General features: G+C 29.4%; 17 protein-coding genes. All 17 read left to right on the top strand.

Features of this window, described 5'->3' with window-relative positions:
* Positions 1-2: 2 nt before the first annotated feature.
* The 17 genes from nuoD to AMRN_RS13350 all read left to right on the top strand — a co-directional run bounded on the left by nuoD (position 3) and on the right by AMRN_RS13350 (position 18,853).
* Positions 3-1,235 (top strand): NADH dehydrogenase (quinone) subunit D, encoded by a 1,233-nt coding sequence (gene nuoD, locus AMRN_RS13430; RefSeq protein ID WP_099309875.1) that lies wholly within the window; start codon positions 3-5, stop codon positions 1,233-1,235.
* A 9-nt stretch (positions 1,236-1,244) separates the two neighbouring features.
* The gene (locus AMRN_RS13425) at positions 1,245-1,511 is read left to right on the top strand and encodes an NADH-ubiquinone oxidoreductase subunit E family protein (RefSeq protein ID WP_099309874.1); all 267 of its coding nucleotides are present in this window, start codon (positions 1,245-1,247) and stop codon (positions 1,509-1,511) included.
* A gap of 4 nt (positions 1,512-1,515) precedes the next feature.
* Complete coding sequence (locus tag AMRN_RS13420) at positions 1,516-2,313, top strand: hypothetical protein (RefSeq protein ID WP_099309873.1); 798 nt, start codon at positions 1,516-1,518, stop codon at positions 2,311-2,313.
* On the top strand, positions 2,310-4,787 hold the full coding sequence (locus AMRN_RS13415) for an NADH-quinone oxidoreductase subunit G (RefSeq protein WP_099309872.1): 2,478 nt from the start codon (positions 2,310-2,312) through the stop codon (positions 4,785-4,787). The genes AMRN_RS13420 and AMRN_RS13415 overlap by 4 nt, the downstream gene beginning before the upstream one ends.
* Before the next feature lies 1 nt (position 4,788).
* Entirely contained in the window at positions 4,789-5,781 is a 993-nt protein-coding gene (nuoH, locus tag AMRN_RS13410; protein WP_099309871.1) for an NADH-quinone oxidoreductase subunit NuoH, read from the top strand.
* 9 nt (positions 5,782-5,790) lie between these two features.
* Positions 5,791-6,414: an NADH-quinone oxidoreductase subunit NuoI gene (nuoI, locus tag AMRN_RS13405; RefSeq protein ID WP_099309870.1), complete on the top strand. Its 624-nt coding sequence runs from the start codon at positions 5,791-5,793 to the stop codon at positions 6,412-6,414.
* A gap of 11 nt (positions 6,415-6,425) precedes the next feature.
* Positions 6,426-6,983 carry an NADH-quinone oxidoreductase subunit J gene (locus AMRN_RS13400; RefSeq protein ID WP_099309901.1) on the top strand — a complete coding sequence of 186 codons (558 nt, stop codon included), beginning with the start codon at positions 6,426-6,428 and terminating at the stop codon, positions 6,981-6,983.
* Positions 6,980-7,279 carry an NADH-quinone oxidoreductase subunit NuoK gene (gene nuoK, locus AMRN_RS13395; protein ID WP_079577566.1) on the top strand — a complete coding sequence of 100 codons (300 nt, stop codon included), beginning with the start codon at positions 6,980-6,982 and terminating at the stop codon, positions 7,277-7,279. The genes AMRN_RS13400 and nuoK overlap by 4 nt, the downstream gene beginning before the upstream one ends.
* A 2-nt stretch (positions 7,280-7,281) precedes the next feature.
* Positions 7,282-9,144, top strand: coding sequence for an NADH-quinone oxidoreductase subunit L (gene nuoL / locus AMRN_RS13390; protein ID WP_099309869.1), 1,863 nt, complete (start codon positions 7,282-7,284; stop codon positions 9,142-9,144).
* Positions 9,145-9,157: 13 nt separating this feature from the next.
* The gene (locus tag AMRN_RS13385; RefSeq protein WP_099309868.1) at positions 9,158-10,687 is read left to right on the top strand and encodes an NADH-quinone oxidoreductase subunit M; all 1,530 of its coding nucleotides are present in this window, start codon (positions 9,158-9,160) and stop codon (positions 10,685-10,687) included.
* On the top strand, positions 10,684-12,165 hold the full coding sequence (gene nuoN, locus AMRN_RS13380) for an NADH-quinone oxidoreductase subunit NuoN (RefSeq protein WP_099309867.1): 1,482 nt from the start codon (positions 10,684-10,686) through the stop codon (positions 12,163-12,165). The genes AMRN_RS13385 and nuoN overlap by 4 nt, the downstream gene beginning before the upstream one ends.
* Positions 12,166-12,243: 78 nt before the next feature.
* Positions 12,244-13,323 (top strand): glucosaminidase domain-containing protein, encoded by a 1,080-nt coding sequence (locus AMRN_RS13375; RefSeq protein WP_099309866.1) that lies wholly within the window; start codon positions 12,244-12,246, stop codon positions 13,321-13,323.
* Between the two features lie 99 nt (positions 13,324-13,422).
* Positions 13,423-14,286 (top strand): menaquinone biosynthesis family protein, encoded by an 864-nt coding sequence (locus AMRN_RS13370; RefSeq protein WP_099309865.1) that lies wholly within the window; start codon positions 13,423-13,425, stop codon positions 14,284-14,286.
* Positions 14,283-15,053 (top strand): UDP-N-acetylmuramate dehydrogenase, encoded by a 771-nt coding sequence (locus AMRN_RS13365; RefSeq protein WP_099309864.1) that lies wholly within the window; start codon positions 14,283-14,285, stop codon positions 15,051-15,053. The genes AMRN_RS13370 and AMRN_RS13365 overlap by 4 nt, the downstream gene beginning before the upstream one ends.
* 69 nt (positions 15,054-15,122) lie before the next feature.
* Positions 15,123-17,498, top strand: a complete 2,376-nt coding sequence (topA, locus tag AMRN_RS13360; RefSeq protein ID WP_099309863.1) for a type I DNA topoisomerase — start codon at positions 15,123-15,125, stop codon at positions 17,496-17,498.
* 1 nt (position 17,499) lies between these two features.
* Positions 17,500-18,012 carry a YfcE family phosphodiesterase gene (locus AMRN_RS13355; RefSeq protein WP_099309862.1) on the top strand — a complete coding sequence of 171 codons (513 nt, stop codon included), beginning with the start codon at positions 17,500-17,502 and terminating at the stop codon, positions 18,010-18,012.
* Complete coding sequence (locus tag AMRN_RS13350) at positions 18,002-18,853, top strand: biotin synthase (protein WP_099309861.1); 852 nt, start codon at positions 18,002-18,004, stop codon at positions 18,851-18,853. Before AMRN_RS13355 ends, AMRN_RS13350 begins: the two co-directional genes overlap by 11 nt.
* Positions 18,854-18,862: the final 9 nt, after the last annotated feature.

Below are 18,862 nucleotides of genomic sequence, written 5' to 3'. Positions count from 1 at the left end.
TAATGCAACAACAAACACCTAATAGATTAAAACCTTTTTTTGAAAATATTAACTTTGAAAGAGAAGATAATACAATGGTGGTTAATTTTGGACCACAACATCCATCTGCACATGGTCAAATGAGACTTATTTTAGAACTTCAAGGAGAAGAAGTAGTAAAAGCTAGACCTGATATTGGTTATTTGCATAGAGGTATGGAAAAAATGGCTGAAAACATGATTTACAATGAGTTCTTGCCTACTACTGATAGAATGGATTATATTGCTTCTACTTCAAATAATTATGGCTTTGCATTAGCTATTGAAAAACTTTTAGGAATTGAAGCACCAAGACGTGCTGAGATAATTAGAACAATACTTTTGGAATTAAATAGAGTAATTTCCCATCTTTTTTGGTTAGCAACACATGCGCTTGATGTTGGAGCTATGAGTGTATTTTTATATACATTTAGAGAAAGAGAATTTGCCATGGATCTTATTGAGGATTATTGTGGTGCAAGACTTACACATAGTGCAGTTAGAATTGGAGGAGTTCCTTTAGATTTACCAAATAATTGGTGCAAAGATTTAGAAAAATTCTTAAAAGTATTAGAAGTTGAAGTTGAAAAATATGAGGGCTTACTAACTGAGAATAGAGTTTGGAGAATGAGACTTGAAAATGTAGGTATCATAACTCCTGAACTAGCAAAATCTTGGGGAGTAACTGGAGTTGCTTTAAGAGCAACTGGTACAAAATGGGATTTAAGAAAAGAGATGCCTTATGGAATCTATTCTGAACTTGATTTTGATATTCCTATTGCAACTACATGTGATGCATATGGAAGATATAAATGTTATATGCAAGAAATGAGAGAATCAGTCAAAATATTAAGACAACTTATTCCAATGTATGAAGAAAGTAAATGTGAACTTATGGCTCATGCTCCTGATTATATTTCAGCACCAAAAGAGCAAATCATGACTCAAAACTATTCACTTATGCAACATTTTGTTTTAGTAACACAAGGAATGAAACCTCCAAAAGGTGAGGTTTATGTAGCAACAGAATCACCAAAAGGTGAATTGGGATATATGGTTGTAAGTGATGGAACACCATATGCTTATAAATTAAAAGTTAGAGCACCAAGCTTTTTTCATACAGGTCTTTTAGAAGATTTATTACCAGGGCACCAATTGGCTGATGTGGTTACTTTAATTGGTAACCTTAATTTGGTATTTGGCGAAATTGATAGATAGGGCTAGATTATGAAAAGATTTGACTTAAGATTACTAAAAGATAACTTTTATGACAGAATGTTAGAACTAATGAAAAATGATATAAAAGATGGAGAAAATGCTATTTTCTTATTTGAAATAGGAGATTTCTCAGCTGTTCAAAAAAGTGCAGATTTAATATATGAAAATGGCTATACACTTATGAATTCTATTAAGTTTAATGAAGTTGATTGGACAATAGTAGTAAAAAAAGTGCAACCTGAAAAAAAAGAGATAGAAACCAAAGAAGAAGAGTAAAAGTATGAAAAATTTAGATATTTTAAAAAAGAGTGATTATATTTTATGTTTTGGAGAGTTCTTAGCTAATACAAATGAACAAGTTGTAGATGCTATAAATGAAGCAAAAAAGAGTAATAACGCAGAAGTTATTTATATGCATGCAGTTGATAGTTTGGCTTTAAAAGATTTTTATACACAATTTATTAAGTATGAAGCTGGAAGTGAAGAGGGAATTAGTGCATTGTTATTGGATACTTTTACAAAAGATGTAAGTTCAAATATACAAGCTTATATAGATGATTTAGATATTGGTTATATTTCAGCAGAGTCAAGTGCAGGGGAAGAAGAGTTTGAAGAGGCTTTATTAAAAGCTTCTAAAAAGAGTTCTAAAACCATACTAGTTGGTGATGATATTTTTTCTCATGAAAGAGTTGATAATATTGTGAAAATCTTAAGTGCCATTGAAAAGTATAGTGATTTTAATATAGTTTCATCAAGACAAATCGATAATGAAGATGAAAACTTAGAAGAAGTAGCAGAGCTTTTACCTTATAATGGAACAGTTATTTACTCTTATGTAGATAGCTCAAAAGATTCAAATATAGTTTATGCAAGTGCATCTTTTGCAAGAATTGCAAAGGCTGAAGATGGTGCAAAAATAAAACTAATTTCAAAAGAGGGTGAAGTTTCAAAACTATTAGTAGTTGATGATACACTACAAAATACAATTGCAATTTGTGCTACAAATAAGAAAGGAAATGATTTCTTATCATGTGGTTATATTTATAAACCCGTAAAAATAGAAAGGCTGGAAGAGTGAGTGATTTAATATCTTTAGACATTGATGGGAAACTTTGTAAGGCAAAAGAGGGAGAGAGTTTATTAAATATTGCAAGGGCAAATGGAATATTTGTTCCAGCAATTTGTTATTTAACTAGGTGTTCTCCTACCCTTGCTTGTAGATTATGTCTAGTTGAGGCTGATGGAAAACAAGTATATGCTTGTAATGCAAAAGCTAAAGATGGAATGCAAGTAAAAACAACTACTGAAAATATTGCTAAAGAAAGAAGAGCAGTAATGGAAGTATATGATGTAAATCACCCTTTACAGTGTGGGGTATGTGACCAAAGTGGAGAGTGTGAACTACAAAATTATACTTTATATATGAAAGTTGATTCTCAAAGTTATTCTATTAAAGATGTGCCAAGACCAACTCAACATTGGGGAGTTATGAATTATGATCCAGGATTATGTATAGTTTGCGAAAAATGCGTAACTGTATGTAAGGATATGATTGGTTCAAGTGCTTTAAGTACTGTAAAAAGGGGTTCTGATGCAATCTCAAAAACTTTTAAAGATAGTATGCCAAAAGATGCATACTCAATGTGGAATAAGTTAAATAAATCTCTTATTGGCTTTGATGAAAGTTCATGTACAGATTGTGGAGAGTGTATCTCTGTTTGTCCAGTTGGAGCACTTGTATCAAATGATTTCCAATACAAATCAAATGCATGGGAGCTTACTAAAATTCCTGCTTCAAATCCTCACTCAAGTGATTGTGCTTTGATGTATTATGAAAGAAAGCATGAGTCTGTGCAAAACCATGATAAGTTAAAAATTTATAGAGTTACAAATGACCATCATTATGTGACATTAAATGGAGCGGCAAGATTTGCATATGATTTTGAAAATGAAATAAAACAAAAAGATGAAAAAGCTTTTATTGAAGCACTTGATGCATTTAAAAAAGCAAAAACTATAAAATTTAACTCATTTATTACAAATGAAGAAGCATTGATTTTACAAAAGTTAAAAGAAGAGTATAACTTTAAGTTAGTAAATGATGATGCTTTTAAATATCAAAGATTTTTAAAAGAGTATAGTTTAGTAAGTGGAAAGTCTTTATACGGTTCAACACTAAAAGATGTTCATGATTCAAATTTTGTAGTATCTATTGGTTCATTTTTAAAACATGACTTGCCACATGCAAGATATGCTTTTAATAACTCTATTATATTAAATAAAGGTTCAGGATTATATTTTCATCCAATTGCTGATCCAATTATGGAAAAGATTGGTAAAAAAGGTAAAACAACAGAGTTTATATATCATCAACCTTTAAAAGAAGAGGCTGTTTTATATCTTCTTTTAGACATCTTTGCAGATGAAAATTTACCTGAAGATATTAAGAAATACATTGAATCTTTAAAAGAAAAAAGAGTTAAAACTATTGTTGAAACAAAAAAAGAACAAGTAATAGAAAAAGTCTTAGATGAAGATAGTGGTGAAGAAAAAGAGCTTAAAAAGTTAGTAACAAAAAAAGAAGAAAAAGAAGTAGAGTATATCTACTCAAAACTTCTAGATGAAGTAGGGCTTGATGAAAACTTTTATGATTTAATTGATTCTATGCTTGTTAAAAAAGATAAGTTTTCACTAATTATTGGAGAAGATATAATAACTCATCCAAATTATAAAACTTTAGCAAAACTTTGTGCAATGATTGAAAAATATACTAAGTTTGAAATTGTAATTATCCCTACTAAAACAAATACCTTAGGTGTTAGTTTAATTTGTCAATTAGATGAAAAACAAGAGGGCTTTACTATTGGATACAATGAAAAAGCCGATTATCAATTAAGTGCTTTAGGTGATGGTAATTTAGATATGCCAGCACTAAATCAACAAGAGGGAACATTTGTAAATATTGATAAAAGAGTTATTTCTACAAATGCTGCTTTACCTTATAATGGTTATGTATTAAATGATATTGCAAATGAGTTGTTAGGAATTAAACAAGAAAATACAATTGATTACACTGTAAAACTTCCACTTTCAAGCGGATTTAAACAAGTAGAGTTTGATTCTTTAACAAACTATTTTTCAAATGATGCAAATGAGCATAGAGGTTATGAATTGCAAAATTTAGATACCAAGGTAAATGATATATTTGAAAGAACAGAGATTTTAGATGTACAAGTTCATGATGATGAATTTATTATTTATAAAGCAAATCCTATGAATTTATTTAATGAATTTGTAGCAAAATCCCATGAGTTTAAGCAAAAAGCAAAAACTGGTATTTATGTATCTCAAAAACTCTTTGATAGATTAAACTTACAAGTAAATGAGAAAGTAAGAGTTCTAACAAAAAATAAAACTTTTGATTTAGATGTTTTTGTTGATGAGCAAATTGATGGTGAAATAGCATATGTTTCTACATTTGATAAATCTTATGGAACTAAAGAGTTATTTGACTCATATAGATTTATTAGAGCTTCCCTAACAAAGGCTTAAAATGGAAACTAGTATTATAATTGAAACAATAATAAAAGCAATTGTTGTATTAGCAGTATTTTCTGCATTGGCAGGTTTTACTACATATATAGAAAGAAAAGTATTAGCTTATATGCAAAGAAGATTAGGTCCATCAAATGTTGGACCATATGGTCTTTTACAATTAGTTGCTGATGGAATAAAGCTATTTACAAAAGAGGATTTTATTCCTCAAAATGCAGCAAGACCTGTATTTATGATAGCTCCAATAATTACAGCAGCTACAGCTTTTATTGCAATGAGTGCGGTTCCTTTTTTTCCTGAATTTGAGTTATTTGGCTATGTAGTAAGACCAATTATTGCAGATGTTAATGTTGGTGTTTTATTTGTTTTAGGAGTTGCTTCTGTTGGTCTTTATGGACCACTTTTAGCAGGTATGAGTAGTGCAAATAAGTGGTCACTTTTAGGTGGGGCTAGAACTGCTATTCAACTTTTATCTTATGAGGTTGTTTCAGGACTTGCTCTTTTAGCTCCTTTGATGTTAGTTGGAAGTTTATCTTTAATAGATATTAATAACTATCAAGCAGGAGGATTTACTTCATGGTTAATTTGGTCACAACCTTTAGCTTTTATTCTTTTTGTAATTGCAGGTTTTGCAGAGACAAATAGAACACCTTTTGATTTATTAGAGCATGAAGCTGAGATTGTAGCAGGTTATGCTACTGAGTATTCAGGTCTTAGATGGGGAATGTTTTTTATTGGTGAGTATGCAAACCTTTTTACAGTTTGTTTTTTAGTTTCACTAATTTTTCTTGGTGGTTTCAATGATTTATGGTTTATTCCTGGTGGATTGGCAATTGTTTTAAAAGTAATGTTTTTAATCTTTTTCTTTTTATGGACAAGGGCTTCATGGCCACATATTAGACCTGATCAACTTATGTGGTTATGTTGGAAAATACTAATGCCATTAGCAGTAATAAATATTCTTATTACTGGTTTTGTGATGATGTTTTAGGAGAGTATGATGGGTTTAGAAGAGTTTAAAGATAGAAATATTGGTGTAAAAAACTATATAACTGTTCAAGATGATAACTATCCTAAAACTAATGGTGAAGTTTTCAAACAAATAGTTAAAAGAAGTTTAAAAGGTGAGCTTTTTACTGGGCTTAAAATCACATTTAATATGATGAGAGAAGCTTTATTTAAAGGTAAGATGCATACTGTTCAATACCCAGCAGAAAAGTTACCAATAGGACCTAGATATAGAGCTGTACATAAGTTATTGGCACTTTTAGAATCAGGAGAAAATAGATGTATTGGATGTGGACTTTGTGAAAAAATTTGTATCTCAAACTGTATTAAAATGGATACAAAAATAGATGAAAATTCAAGAAAAGAGGTCTTAGAATACACAATTAATATGGGAAGATGTATTTTTTGTGGATATTGTGCTGAGGTTTGTCCTGAACTTGCTATTGTTCATGGTCAAAGATATGAAAATGCAAGTGAACAAAGAGCTCATTTTGCATTAAAAGAAGACTTATTAACTCCGCTTGATAAGTTACATTTACAAAAAGAGTATGAAGGTTTTGGAGCAGTATCTCCTGATGCTGATGAAAAAATCCAAAAAACTCCACTTCAATATTAGGAGAAAAAATGTTGTTTGAAGTAGTAGCATTTTACTTATTTGCAAGCTTAACAGTTGTTATGTTTTTAATAACAGTATTTACAAACAATGCCCTTTATGCCTTAAGTGCTTTAGCAGCTGGAATGATATTTATTTCAGCATTTTTCTTTTTATTAGATGCTGAATTTTTAGGCGCAGTACAAATAGTTGTTTATACAGGTGCTGTTGTTGCGCTTTATGCCTTTGGAATGATGTTTTTTGACTCTTTATCCACAGTAAAAGAGAGTATTAAAAATCCAAGATTAGTATTTTTATTAAGTGGACTTATTGCTTTATTTATTGTAATTATTTTCACTTCACCTATAATTGGTCAAAATGTAGAAGCAAATCTTCCAATGCACCCAGAGTGGGGAAATGCACAAGATGTTGGAATTGTACTATTTACTAAATACTTAGTTCCATTTGAAATTGCTGCTGTTATGTTACTTGTTGCAATGATTGGTGGAATTATTTTAGCTGGTAAAAAGATGGATACCTCATATTCACAATTAAGTGAAAAAGAGATTGATGAGTTAAAGGAGGAGAAATGAGTTTAAATGCATATTTAATCCTTTCAACTTTGATTTTTTGTATTGGCTTATTAGGAGTAATTAGAAGAAAAAATCTTCTTATGCTATTTTTCTCAACAGAGATAATGTTAAATTCTGTAAATATAGGTTTAGCAGCTGTTTCAAAGTTTCATGCAGACTTAACAGGACAAATGTTTGCATTTTTTATAATTGCAATTGCTGCAAGTGAAGTGGCTATTGGTTTAGGTCTTCTTATATTATGGTATAAAAAAACTGGTACTATTAACTTAGATAGTATGCAAAGATTAAAAGGCTAATGATGGAAAAATATCTATATATAGCACTATTTGCTCCTTTAATTGGTTCTTTAGTTGCTGCACTTTTTGCAATGAGTAAAAAAAATCTTTTTACAGGTATTTTTACATCATTTATGTTAGCAGTTTCTACTATTGCTACATTGAATTTATTATATTTTGTATATAAAACAAATGAGATTATACATGTAAGAATGCTTGATTGGATTGTTGTTGGAAATATTGATATTCCTTTTGGTTTTGTTGTTGATCATGTAAGTGTAATAATGATGAGTGTTGTAACAATTGTTTCTACAATGGTACATATTCACTCAATAGGTTATATGGAACATGATAAAGGCTTTAATCGATACTTCTCTTACTTAAGTGCTTTTGTTTTTTCAATGCTTGTTTTAGTAATGTCTGATAACTTTGCTGGATTATTTATAGGTTGGGAAGGTGTAGGTCTTTGTTCTTGGTTATTAATTGGGTTTTGGTACCACAAGAACTCAGCTGCTTGGGCTGCAAATGAAGCTTTTATTATGAATAGAATTGCTGATTTAGGGATGTTAGTAGCTATCTTTTTAATATATTGGAATATTGGAAGTTTACAATATGATATTGTATTTTCAAATATTGATTCATTAAGTACTTTTATGATTACTGTTATAGGGATTTTTTTATTTATTGGAGCAATGGGAAAATCAGCACAATTTCCTTTTCATACATGGCTTGCTGATGCAATGGAGGGACCAACCCCTGTATCTGCACTAATTCATGCAGCAACAATGGTAACAGCTGGTGTTTACTTAATAGTAAGAGCAAATGAGATTTATACAACGGTTCCTAATCTTGGATATTTTATAGCTTGTTTAGGAGCATTTGTTGCTATTTTTGCTGCAACTATGGCATTGGTAAATAATGATATGAAAAAGATTATTGCTTATTCGACTTTATCACAACTTGGGTATATGTTTGTTGCTGCTGGACTTGGAGCTTATTGGGTCGCACTTTTTCATTTAGTAACTCATGCTTTTTTCAAATCAGTATTATTCTTGGGTGCAGGAAATGTTATGCATGCAATGAGCAATGAGCTTGATATTAGGAAAATGGGTGGATTGTATGAAAAGATGAAGCCAACTGCAATTATTATGATAATTGCATCAGTTGCGCTTGCTGGTATCTTTCCTCTTGCTGGATTTTATTCAAAAGATAAAATTTTAGAAGCAGCCTTTAATGCAGATGCAATATTTTTATGGGTGATTTTATGGATAACTGCTGGACTAACTGCTTTTTATTCATTTAGGCTTATTATGCAAGTGTTTTTTACAAAACCTAAATATGAAGAGTTTGGTTACCATCCACATGAAACATACCCTTTTGTTATTGCAGCTATGATTCCTCTTGCATTATTAGCAATCATTGCAGGATGGTTTGAACATACATTTGTAAATATGGTAACTTATATTTTACCTACATGGGAAGCTTCAAATATTAGTCATTCAACTGCTTATATACTTATATCAATCACAAGTGCAATGGCACTATTTGGTATAGTATTTGCAGTAATTAAATATAAAAATGGTGGCTTTTCTAATAAATGGGAAAATAGTTTTGTTTATAAGTTATTGATAAATCAATACTATATTCCTCAATTTTACGACAAAGTAATATGTAAGTCTTATTTTTGTTTATCAAAATTTGCTTATAGAATTATTGATATGAAAATTATTGATGCCACAGTTGACTTAATTGGTAAAACTGTTTATAAAACTGGAGTTCATTCATCTCCAATTCAATCAGGAAACTTGTCTCATACTTTAAAAATTATGGCATTTGGTGTAGCATTTATACTATTTTTAAGTGTAACACTTGCATTTATAAATTAAAAGGTTTAGTTATATGGATTATATTTTATCAATATTGATATTTTTCCCACTACTTGCAGCTTTAGTAGGGTTTTTAGTAAAAGATGACTCTATAAAAGCATATGGAATTTTAGCAACTGCATTGGAGTTTATTATAAGTATAATACTTTGGATAAATTTTGATGTTTCAAATCCTAATATGCAATTCTTACAGCAAGTATTAGTTATTCCTACATATGGAATAAATTATGTAGTAGGAGTTGATGGAATTTCACTATTTTTAGTGATTATGACTACTTTTATGACAATGATATCACTAGTTGCTCTTAGTGAAAAAAAAGCGCTTAAGAATTTGATTATTACAGTTTTATTTTTAGAAATGACAATGGTTGGAGTATTTTTAGCATTGGATGCAATAATATTTTATCTATTCTGGGAACTTTCGCTTGTACCAATGCTTTATATTATTGGTGCTTGGGGTGGAAAGCTAAGAATATATGCAGCTATTAAATTCTTTTTATATACATTTTTAGGTTCATTGGTTATGTTAATTGGTATGCTTTATTTAGGGTATATTTATTATCAAACTACTGGAAATTGGAGTTTTAATATTCTTGATTGGAATATGTTATTACTGCCTTTTGATATGCAACTTATGCTATTTCTTGCCTTTTTTGCAGGTTTTGCTATTAAAGTTCCAATGTTTCCATTTCACACTTGGCTTCCATATGCCCATGGACAAGCACCAACTATTGGTTCTGTAATACTTGCCGCAGTTTTATTGAAAATGGGAACATATGGCTTTGTAAGATTTTCTTTACCTTTATTTCCTGATGCAAGTGTTTATATGATAATACCAATGGCTATATTAGCACTAATAGCTATTGTTTACACTGCCATGGTTGCTTTTGCTCAAGAAGATATGAAGCAAGTTATAGCTTACTCTTCAGTATCACATATGGGAGTTATAATCTTAGGTATTTTTGCTTTAAATGTTGAGGGTATTTCTGGTGCAATTTTTCTTATGATTTCACATGGTATTGTTTCAGGTGCATTATTTATGCTTGTAGGAGTTATATATGAAAGAAGACATACAAAACAAATTAGTGAATTTGGTGGTTTAGCACAAGTGATGCCAAAATATGCAACTATTTTTGCAATTATGTTGATGGCTTCTATTGGACTTCCTTTGACTATTGGCTTTGTAGGGGAGTTTTTATCATTACTTGGATTTTTTAAAGTATCACCTTTTTTAACAATAATTGCTGGACTTACAATAATTTTAGGTGCTATTTATATGCTTGTGATGTATAAAAAATCTTTTTTTGGAGAGCTTACAAAAGATGAAAATAAAAAACTGCTTGATTTAAATAAAAAAGAGCTAAGTGCGCTTATTCCATTAGTTGCCTTGGTTATTATTTTAGGTGTTTATCCAAAACCAATTTTAGAACCTGTAAATAATAGTGTTTCTAAAATGATAGAAGTTATGAATGCTAAAACAGTTACGAAAGAAGCTCAAGCGAAGATTATTGATTTAAATAGTATCTCAGGAGTAGAAAAATGAATGATATACCAAAAATAGTTATTGACTTTGCAAGTTTAAACTTTAGTACTATTACTCCTATGATAATTGCTATTGTTGCAGCATTATTAATACTTTGTATAGATTTAGCAACAAAAAAACTTGATAAATCTTTTTATTTAACTTTGACAGTTTTAGCTTTAGTAATTGATTTGGGTTTTGTTCTTGGATTTAACTCTGATGTTAGAGGTTTTTTTGATTTATTGTTAATTGATGGTATCTCTATTTTAGCACAAGCTATAATAGTTATTGCTTCTACTCTTTTTGCACTTTTAGGTTTTGCAAAACTTAGATTTCAAGAGTTTAGATACCCTGAATATTTTGCACTATATCTTTTTATGATTGCTGGATTTCAGTTTATGGCAAGTTCAGATAGTTTAATACTTATTTTTGTAGCTTTAGAAACTTCTTCGTTGGCTTTATACACACTAATTGCGATGCATAATAGATTAAATGCAATTGAAGCAGCTATTAAATATTTTACAATGGGAGCTTTAACAGCTGCTTTTTTTGCCTTTGGGTCTATGATTTTATATGCACAAACTGGAAGTGTAGAGCTTGGACAAATTTCACAAGTATTAACTCAATCAGGATTTGAAAACTATTTTGTAATTTTAATAGCAGCTACATTTATAATAGCAGCTTTAGCATTTAAACTTTCACTTTTCCCTTTTCATTTATGGGTTGCAGATGTTTATGAGGGTTCAACTGCTGCTTTAGCAGGATTTATATCAGTTGTTCCTAAAATTGCTGCATTTGTAGTTGCTTTAAGATTTTTTGAGATATTTATAGTAAGTAATGATTTATTTATACAAACTATTTTATATACAATAGTTATTTTAACAATGACAATACCAAATCTTATTGCACTTTTACAAAATGATATAAAAAGAATGCTTGCATATTCATCTATATCAAATGCAGGTTTCGCAATGGGTGCTATTTTAATAGGCACGAATCAAGCAACACAAGCACTATTTTTATATTGGATTATGTTTTTTATAACAAACCTTGGTGGATTTACAATGCTTTGGTTAAATAGAACAAAAGATTATAGTAAAGAAAGTGACCATAGTATGCAAAAGTATGCAGGTTTAATAAAAACTTCTCCAAAAGTTGCAGTATTAATGTCTCTTTTTATGTTAACACTAGCAGGGCTTCCTCCTTTTGCTCTATTTTGGGGTAAATTATATTTAATCGGAAGTGCTGTAAATGCTGGTTTTATGTTTTTAGCTTTTATGATGATAATAAATTCAGCAATAGCAGCTTATTATTATTTGAAACCAGTTGTTTTTATGTTTTTAAAAGAGCCAGAAAGTGATATAACTTATCTTCAAAATACAACACCAATTATGAAGTATTTAGCTATTTTTTGTGCTATTTTGACAATTGGTTCAATTTTTACAATAGAACCACTTCTTCAAATAATTACTTATTACACGCAAATTTCAGGTTTTTAACAATCAAAATATCAATAAAATAACTTTTATTGATATTTTGATACACTATTATTTAAAATACACACAATAGGAAATCTTATGAAAAGAAATTATCTTATATCAATGAGTATAATTGTCTTACTTATGTTTGGATACTTTTACCAACTCCAAAATAAACAAGTAAAACAATTAAAGCAAGAAATTGTAAAATTAAACGAAAGAATAGATACTTTAGAAAAAAGTGAAGAGAGTTTAAAAGCAAAACTTGATGAAGCTTTAGAAAAAAGTAAACCAAAACCAATTCCTGTATCTGTAAAGAAAAAAAGATTTATTGATATGATGGTGCCTGCTTTAAATGAAGTATATGATGAGTTAAAGCAAGAGTTCTTTCAAGTTCAAGAAAATATAAAACAAAATAAAGAAACAGAAAAATTAAAAAAGCTAAAAGAGTTTTATAAAGTAGATACAAACCAAGAGCTTTTATATGCACTAAAACCACATCCCAAATCAATTGCATTAGCTCAAGGGGCGATGGAAAGTGCTTGGGGACAATCAAGATTTTTTAAAGAAGCAAATAATATTTTTGGTGTTTGGTCTTTTAATAAAAATGAACCAAGAATCGCAGCAAGTGGGAAAAGAGGTTCAAAAACTATTTGGCTTAAAAAGTATTCAAGTGTAAAAGAAGCAATTAAAGATTATTATATTACTTTATCAAGAAGTAGCGCTTTTAAACAGTTTAGAAAAACAAACTTTGAAAATCCAGACCCCTTTGTACTTGTTACAAAACTTGATAGATATTCTGAAAAGAAAGCTGCATATGGAAAAGAGTTAGCTGCAATGATAAAATATAATAACTTTACAAAATATGATGATAAAGAGTTTATAGTACAAAAAGAACAAAAACAATTAACAAAAGAAGATGCTAAAAAAGAAGAAGAGCTTGAAAAAAACGCAATAGAAAATAGTAATGATGAAGTTACAACTTCAAATGAGATTGAAGAAAGTACAAAAGAAGAAACAACAAATGATATGAATATAGAAAATGAAGAAGAAAAGAGTGATAATAAAGTTGTTGAAAAAAAAGAAGAAAAGAGTACTGAAATAAAAAAAGAAGAACAAGAAGTAGAAAATAAAGAAACTCCTATTAAAGCTAGTCAAAAAGAAGAACAAACAAAGTAGTTAAAACTACTTTGTTTATATCTAACCAAATAATAATTCATAAAGTGATACAATCTTTCTTTAATTAATTACTAAAAACTATAATATTAAGGACAAGTTTTGAAAACAATAACTGTTGCACATTCTCCAGATGCAGATGATATATTTATGTACTATGCTATTAAATTTGGTTGGGTTGGTGCAAAAGATGCCAAATTTGAAAATATAGCAGCTGATATAGAAACATTAAATCAGGCTACTTTAAAAGGTGAATATGATATTTGTGCTATATCATTTGCTTTGTACCCTTTTGTTAAAGATGATTATGCATTATTAAAAACTGCTGTATCATTTGGACAAGGTTATGGACCAAAATTAGTAAAAAGAAAAGATAAAAAACTCAAGAAAAACTTTAAAGTAGCTCTTAGTGGAGAGTTTACAACAAATGCATTACTTTTTAAAATAGCTTATCCAGAAGCTAGAATTACTTACATGAACTTTTTAGATATTGAAAAAGCTGTGATTGAAGGAACAGTTGATGCTGGTGTTTTAATTCATGAGTCAATTTTAAATTATAATGATGAACTTGAAGTCGAAAAAGAGATGTGGGATATTTGGGAAGATTTAAGTGGTGGAGGTTTACCCTTACCACTTGGAGGAATGTGTTTAAGAAGATCAATTCCTCTTCATAGTGCAATTGATTATGAAAATACTTTAATAAAAGCTGTTGATGTTGCGAATAAAAATAGAAAAGTTCTAGCTACAATGTTACTTGAAAAAGGTCTTATTAGAGTTGATGCTTCTACATTAGATAAATATTTAGATTTATATGCAAATGATGAATCAGTAAATTTAAGTGAAGTTCAGTATAAAGCACTTGATAAACTTTTTGAACTTGGATACAAACATGGATTTTATGAAAATTTAATCAAAGCAAAAGATTTTTTAATTCCAAGTGAGTATGAGGATTTAAGAAACAAGTGATTAAGCAAATAGATTTTTCAAAATACTCTTCAATTAAAATAGGGCCAATAGCTGATATAAAACTAATTGAAGAGATTGGTGATTATGATGATTATACAATAATAGGAAAAGCAAATAATATTTTAGTTTCAAATAATCATCCAAAGTTTGCTATACTTGGAAAAAATTTTGATTATATAAAACAAGAGAATAATAGACTTTATGTAGGTTGTGCAACAAGTTCTGGCAAGTTATTAAGTTATTGTAGAAAAAATGATATAGGACATTTAGAATTTTTAGCAAAATTGCCTGGAACAATGGGCGGTGTTGTAAAAATGAATGCGGGATTAAAATCATGGGAAATTTTTAATCACATTATTTGTATTAAAACAAAAGATGGATATATAAATAAAGAAGATATACAATACACTTATAGAAGTACAAAAATTAATACAATAGTTTATGAAGTAGTTTTAGAAGTACAAAGTGGATTTTGTAAAGATAGATTAAAGCAATTTAATAAAATGAGAGATAATCAACCTCAAATGGCAAGTGCTGGGTCATGTTTTAAAAACCCAAAAGGAGATTTTGCAGGAAGGTTAATCGAAGAAGTTGGATTAAAAGGTATGCAAAAAGGCTCAATGTCTTTTTCAAAAGAGCATGCAAATTTTTTAGTAAATAGTGGTAATGGAACTTTTGAAGATGCAGTTTATTTAATAAATTTAGCCCAAAAAAGAGTTAAAGAAAAATTTGATATAAATTTAGAAGAAGAGGTGATTATTTATTAAGCTTAATTATCTATTAATTAATTTATGATACACTTTCCACTTTAAAAAATAGCGTAAGGGTTGAAAAGTTTGAAGAATTTAGTAATAGTTGAGTCACCTGCAAAAGCAAAAACAATTTCAAAGTTTCTTGATAAAAGTTACACAGTTATGGCCTCTATGGGGCATGTTAGAGATTTACCAAAATCAAAATTAGGCTTTGATCCACAAAATAATTTTAAGCCTCAGTATTTGATTTCAACAGATAAAAGAAAAGTAATAGCAGATTTGAAAAAGCATATTACAAAAGATACAGTAATATACCTAGCTGCCGATGAGGATAGAGAGGGAGAAGCCATTGCCTGGCACTTGATTCCTGCTTTGAAAGTTGAAAAAAACCCTATAAAAAGAATTGTTTTTCATGAAATTACTAAAGATGCAATCTTAAAAGCTATTAAAAACCCCCGTGATGTTGATCAAAACTTAGTTGATGCACAACAAGCAAGAAGAATTTTAGACAGAGCAGTTGGATATGAATTATCTCCACTACTTTGGAAAAAAGTAAGATATGGACTTAGTGCTGGTAGAGTTCAATCTGTTGCTGTTAGAATTATTGTAGATAGAGAGAATGAGATTAGAGAGTTTAAGCCAGAAGAGTATTGGAAAATAAAAGCTGATTTTATTAATCCAAATTTAAAAGCAGAACTTGCAAAAATCAATTCAAAATCAAAAAAAGTAACAAATGAAGAAGAAGCAAAACAGATTGAGGCTTCTATTAATCAAGGAATTTTTGAACTTGTAGATATAGAAGAGAAAGAATCAAATAGAAATCCAGCAGCTCCTTTTACAACTTCAACACTACAACAAGAAGCAAGTAGAAAACTTGGCTTTTCTGTTAAACAAACAATGGTTATAGCACAACAACTATATGAAGGAAATGTTGGTAATATTCCAAATCATACAGGTGGTTTAATCACTTATATGAGAACTGACTCTTTAAACCTTTCAAAAGTAGCAACAAGTGCAGCAAAAGAAGTAATTGAGCAAGAGTATGGGAAAGATTATTCACTTAATAAGCCAAGACTTTATAAATCAAAAGCAAAAGGTGCACAAGAAGCCCATGAAGCAATTAGACCTGTTAATTTAGCACTAAAACCAAGTGATATAAAAGCTTATGTTGATAATGCACAATTTAAACTTTATTCACTTATTTGGAAAAGAACACTAGCAACACAAATGGCTCCTGCTAAAATGGCAAATACAACATATAAAATTGAAGCTGGAAAAGATAAAGAGTATGAGTTTCAATCAAAGGGACAAAGAATTATTTTTGCAGGATTTATGAAAGCATACACTGAGGGAAGTGATAATCCTGAAAGTGCACTTGATAGTAGTGAAAAAATCTTACCAACAATAAAAAAAGGAACTGTATTAGATTTAGAAAAACTAGATTTAGAACAGTTATTTACAAAACCACCTGCAAGATATACAGAAGCTAGTTTAGTAAAAAAACTTGAAAGTGAAGGAATTGGAAGACCATCAACTTATGCACCAACAATCTCAACAATACAACAAAGAGAGTATGTGGTAAAAACAGAAGATAAGAAATTAGCTCCTACTGCAACAGGTGAAATTGTAAATTCATTTTTAACAGACCATTTTGCTGAGATATTGGACTTGGGATTTACTGCAAAAATAGAAGAAGAGTTTGATAATATTGCTGAGGGTAAAATTGCTTGGGAACAAGTAATGCAAGATTTTTATGGTGATTTCAAAAAAAGAATTGAAGAAAAAGAGAGTAGTGTAAATAAAGAAGATTATTTACAAATAAGAGAAATAGGAATAGACCCAGAATCTAAAAAACCTGTAAGTGCAAGAGTTGGAAGATTTGGTCCTTTTATTCAAATTGGAACAAAAGATGATGAAGAAAAGCCAAAATTTGTTGCAATTCCTGATCATTTAAATATGGATACTATTACACTTGATGAAGCACTTTATTTATTTACTTTACCAAGAGTTGTTGGAAAAAATGATAAAGGTGAAGATATTATTGCTAATATAGGACGGTTTGGTCCATATTTACAAATTGATAGTAGATTTTATTCTCTTAAAACAGATGACCCATATAAAATAGAGTTACCAAGAGCTTTAGAAGTAATCAAAGAGCTTGATGAAGCAAAAGCAAAAGCAACAATTAAGATATTTGAAAAAGAAAAAATACAAATATTAAATGGTAGATATGGTGCTTATATTAAACAAGGAAGAAAAAACTTTAAAATTCCTAAAGGTAAAGTTGCAGAAGATTTAACTTTAGAAGAGTGTGAAGAGATAATCAAAAAAGACCCAAAATCAAAAACAACTAAAAAAACAACAACTAAGAAAGCACCTGCAAAAAAAACAACTACAAAAAAAGCACCTGCAAAAAAAACAACAACAAAGAAAAGTAGTACAAGTACTACAAAAAAATAAAATGAAAATAGGAATATTATCAGATAGTCACACAAAAAGTGACTATACTGAACTTGCAATAAACCACTTAAAACAAAAAGGTGCAAACTATTTAATACATGCAGGTGACTTATGTATTGAAGATAATTTAAAATTATTACAAAATTCAAAGTTAGTGTATGTTACTGTTTTTGGCAATAATGACAGGAGTTTATTATCTTTGTCAAATGAGTATAATATTCAAAAAGAACCATATTATTTTAAGATTAAAGATATAAAATTTAAGCTTATGCATCTTCCTTATTATTTAAATGCAGATAGTGATATTGTTATTTTTGGACATACTCATAAGTTTGAGTGTAGTTATAATAATGGTACTTTATTTATTAATCCAGGAGAAATATGTGCACGTGAAAAACCTTTGATTGAGTGTGCCTTGCTTGAAATTAATAAAAATGAGTATATAATTACTTACTATTATAAAGATATAAATACAAATAATTTTATGAAAGAAGAGTTTAGATATGAACGATAATAAAGAGATATTTTTATGTGCTATTTGTAATATTGAAAGTGGTACATGTAATGAAGACTGTAAGTTCTGTACACAAAGTGTTAAATATAAAGCTGATATTCAAAGATATAAGAAAAAAGCTATTGAGCAAATCGTAAAAGAGGCAAAAATGGCAAAAGAAAATAATGCAAATGGTTTTTGTTTAGTTACAGCTGGAAAAGGTTTAACTGATAAAAGATTGGCTTTTGTATGTGAAGCAGCACAAGCCGTTAAAAAAGAGAATCTAGGACTTATTTTAATTGCATGTAATGGAACAGCTTCAGTTGAACAGTTAGAAACACTTAAAGAAGCAGGAGTTGATGCTTATAACCACAATCTTGAAACTGCACAAGATTTTTATAAAGAGATTGTTACAACTCATACTTGGGAAGAGAGATATGAAACTTGTAAAAATGTAAAAGAAGTTGGTTTAAGATTAATATGTGGAGGAATTTTTGGATTAGGTGAAACACAAGAGCAAAGAGTATCAATGCTTGAGTCAATCGCTTCATTGGAACCTATGAATGTACCCTTAAACTTTTTTCACCCAAATGAGGCTTTACCTCTTGTAGAAAACTCTGTGAGTAAAGAAGAAGCTTTTGAATTAATTACATTAGCTAGAAAAATGGTTCCAAATGCAAAGAAAATAATGGTTGCAGGTGGAAGAGAGTTGATGTTTGGTGATGAGCAATATAAAATTTTTGAAAAAGGTGCAAATGCCTTTGTTATTGGTGATTATTTAACAACACAAGGAAAATCACCAAAAGATGATATGCATGAACTTGAGAAATTAGGTTTTAAAGTAGCAAGAGAAAGAAACTAAAGGTTTAAT

The organism is Malaciobacter marinus (assembly GCF_003544855.1).
Lineage (GTDB): Bacteria > Campylobacterota > Campylobacteria > Campylobacterales > Arcobacteraceae > Malaciobacter > Malaciobacter marinus.
The sequence above is the reverse complement of the archived record's forward strand: the minus strand, read 5'-3'. Positions and strand labels throughout refer to the sequence as shown.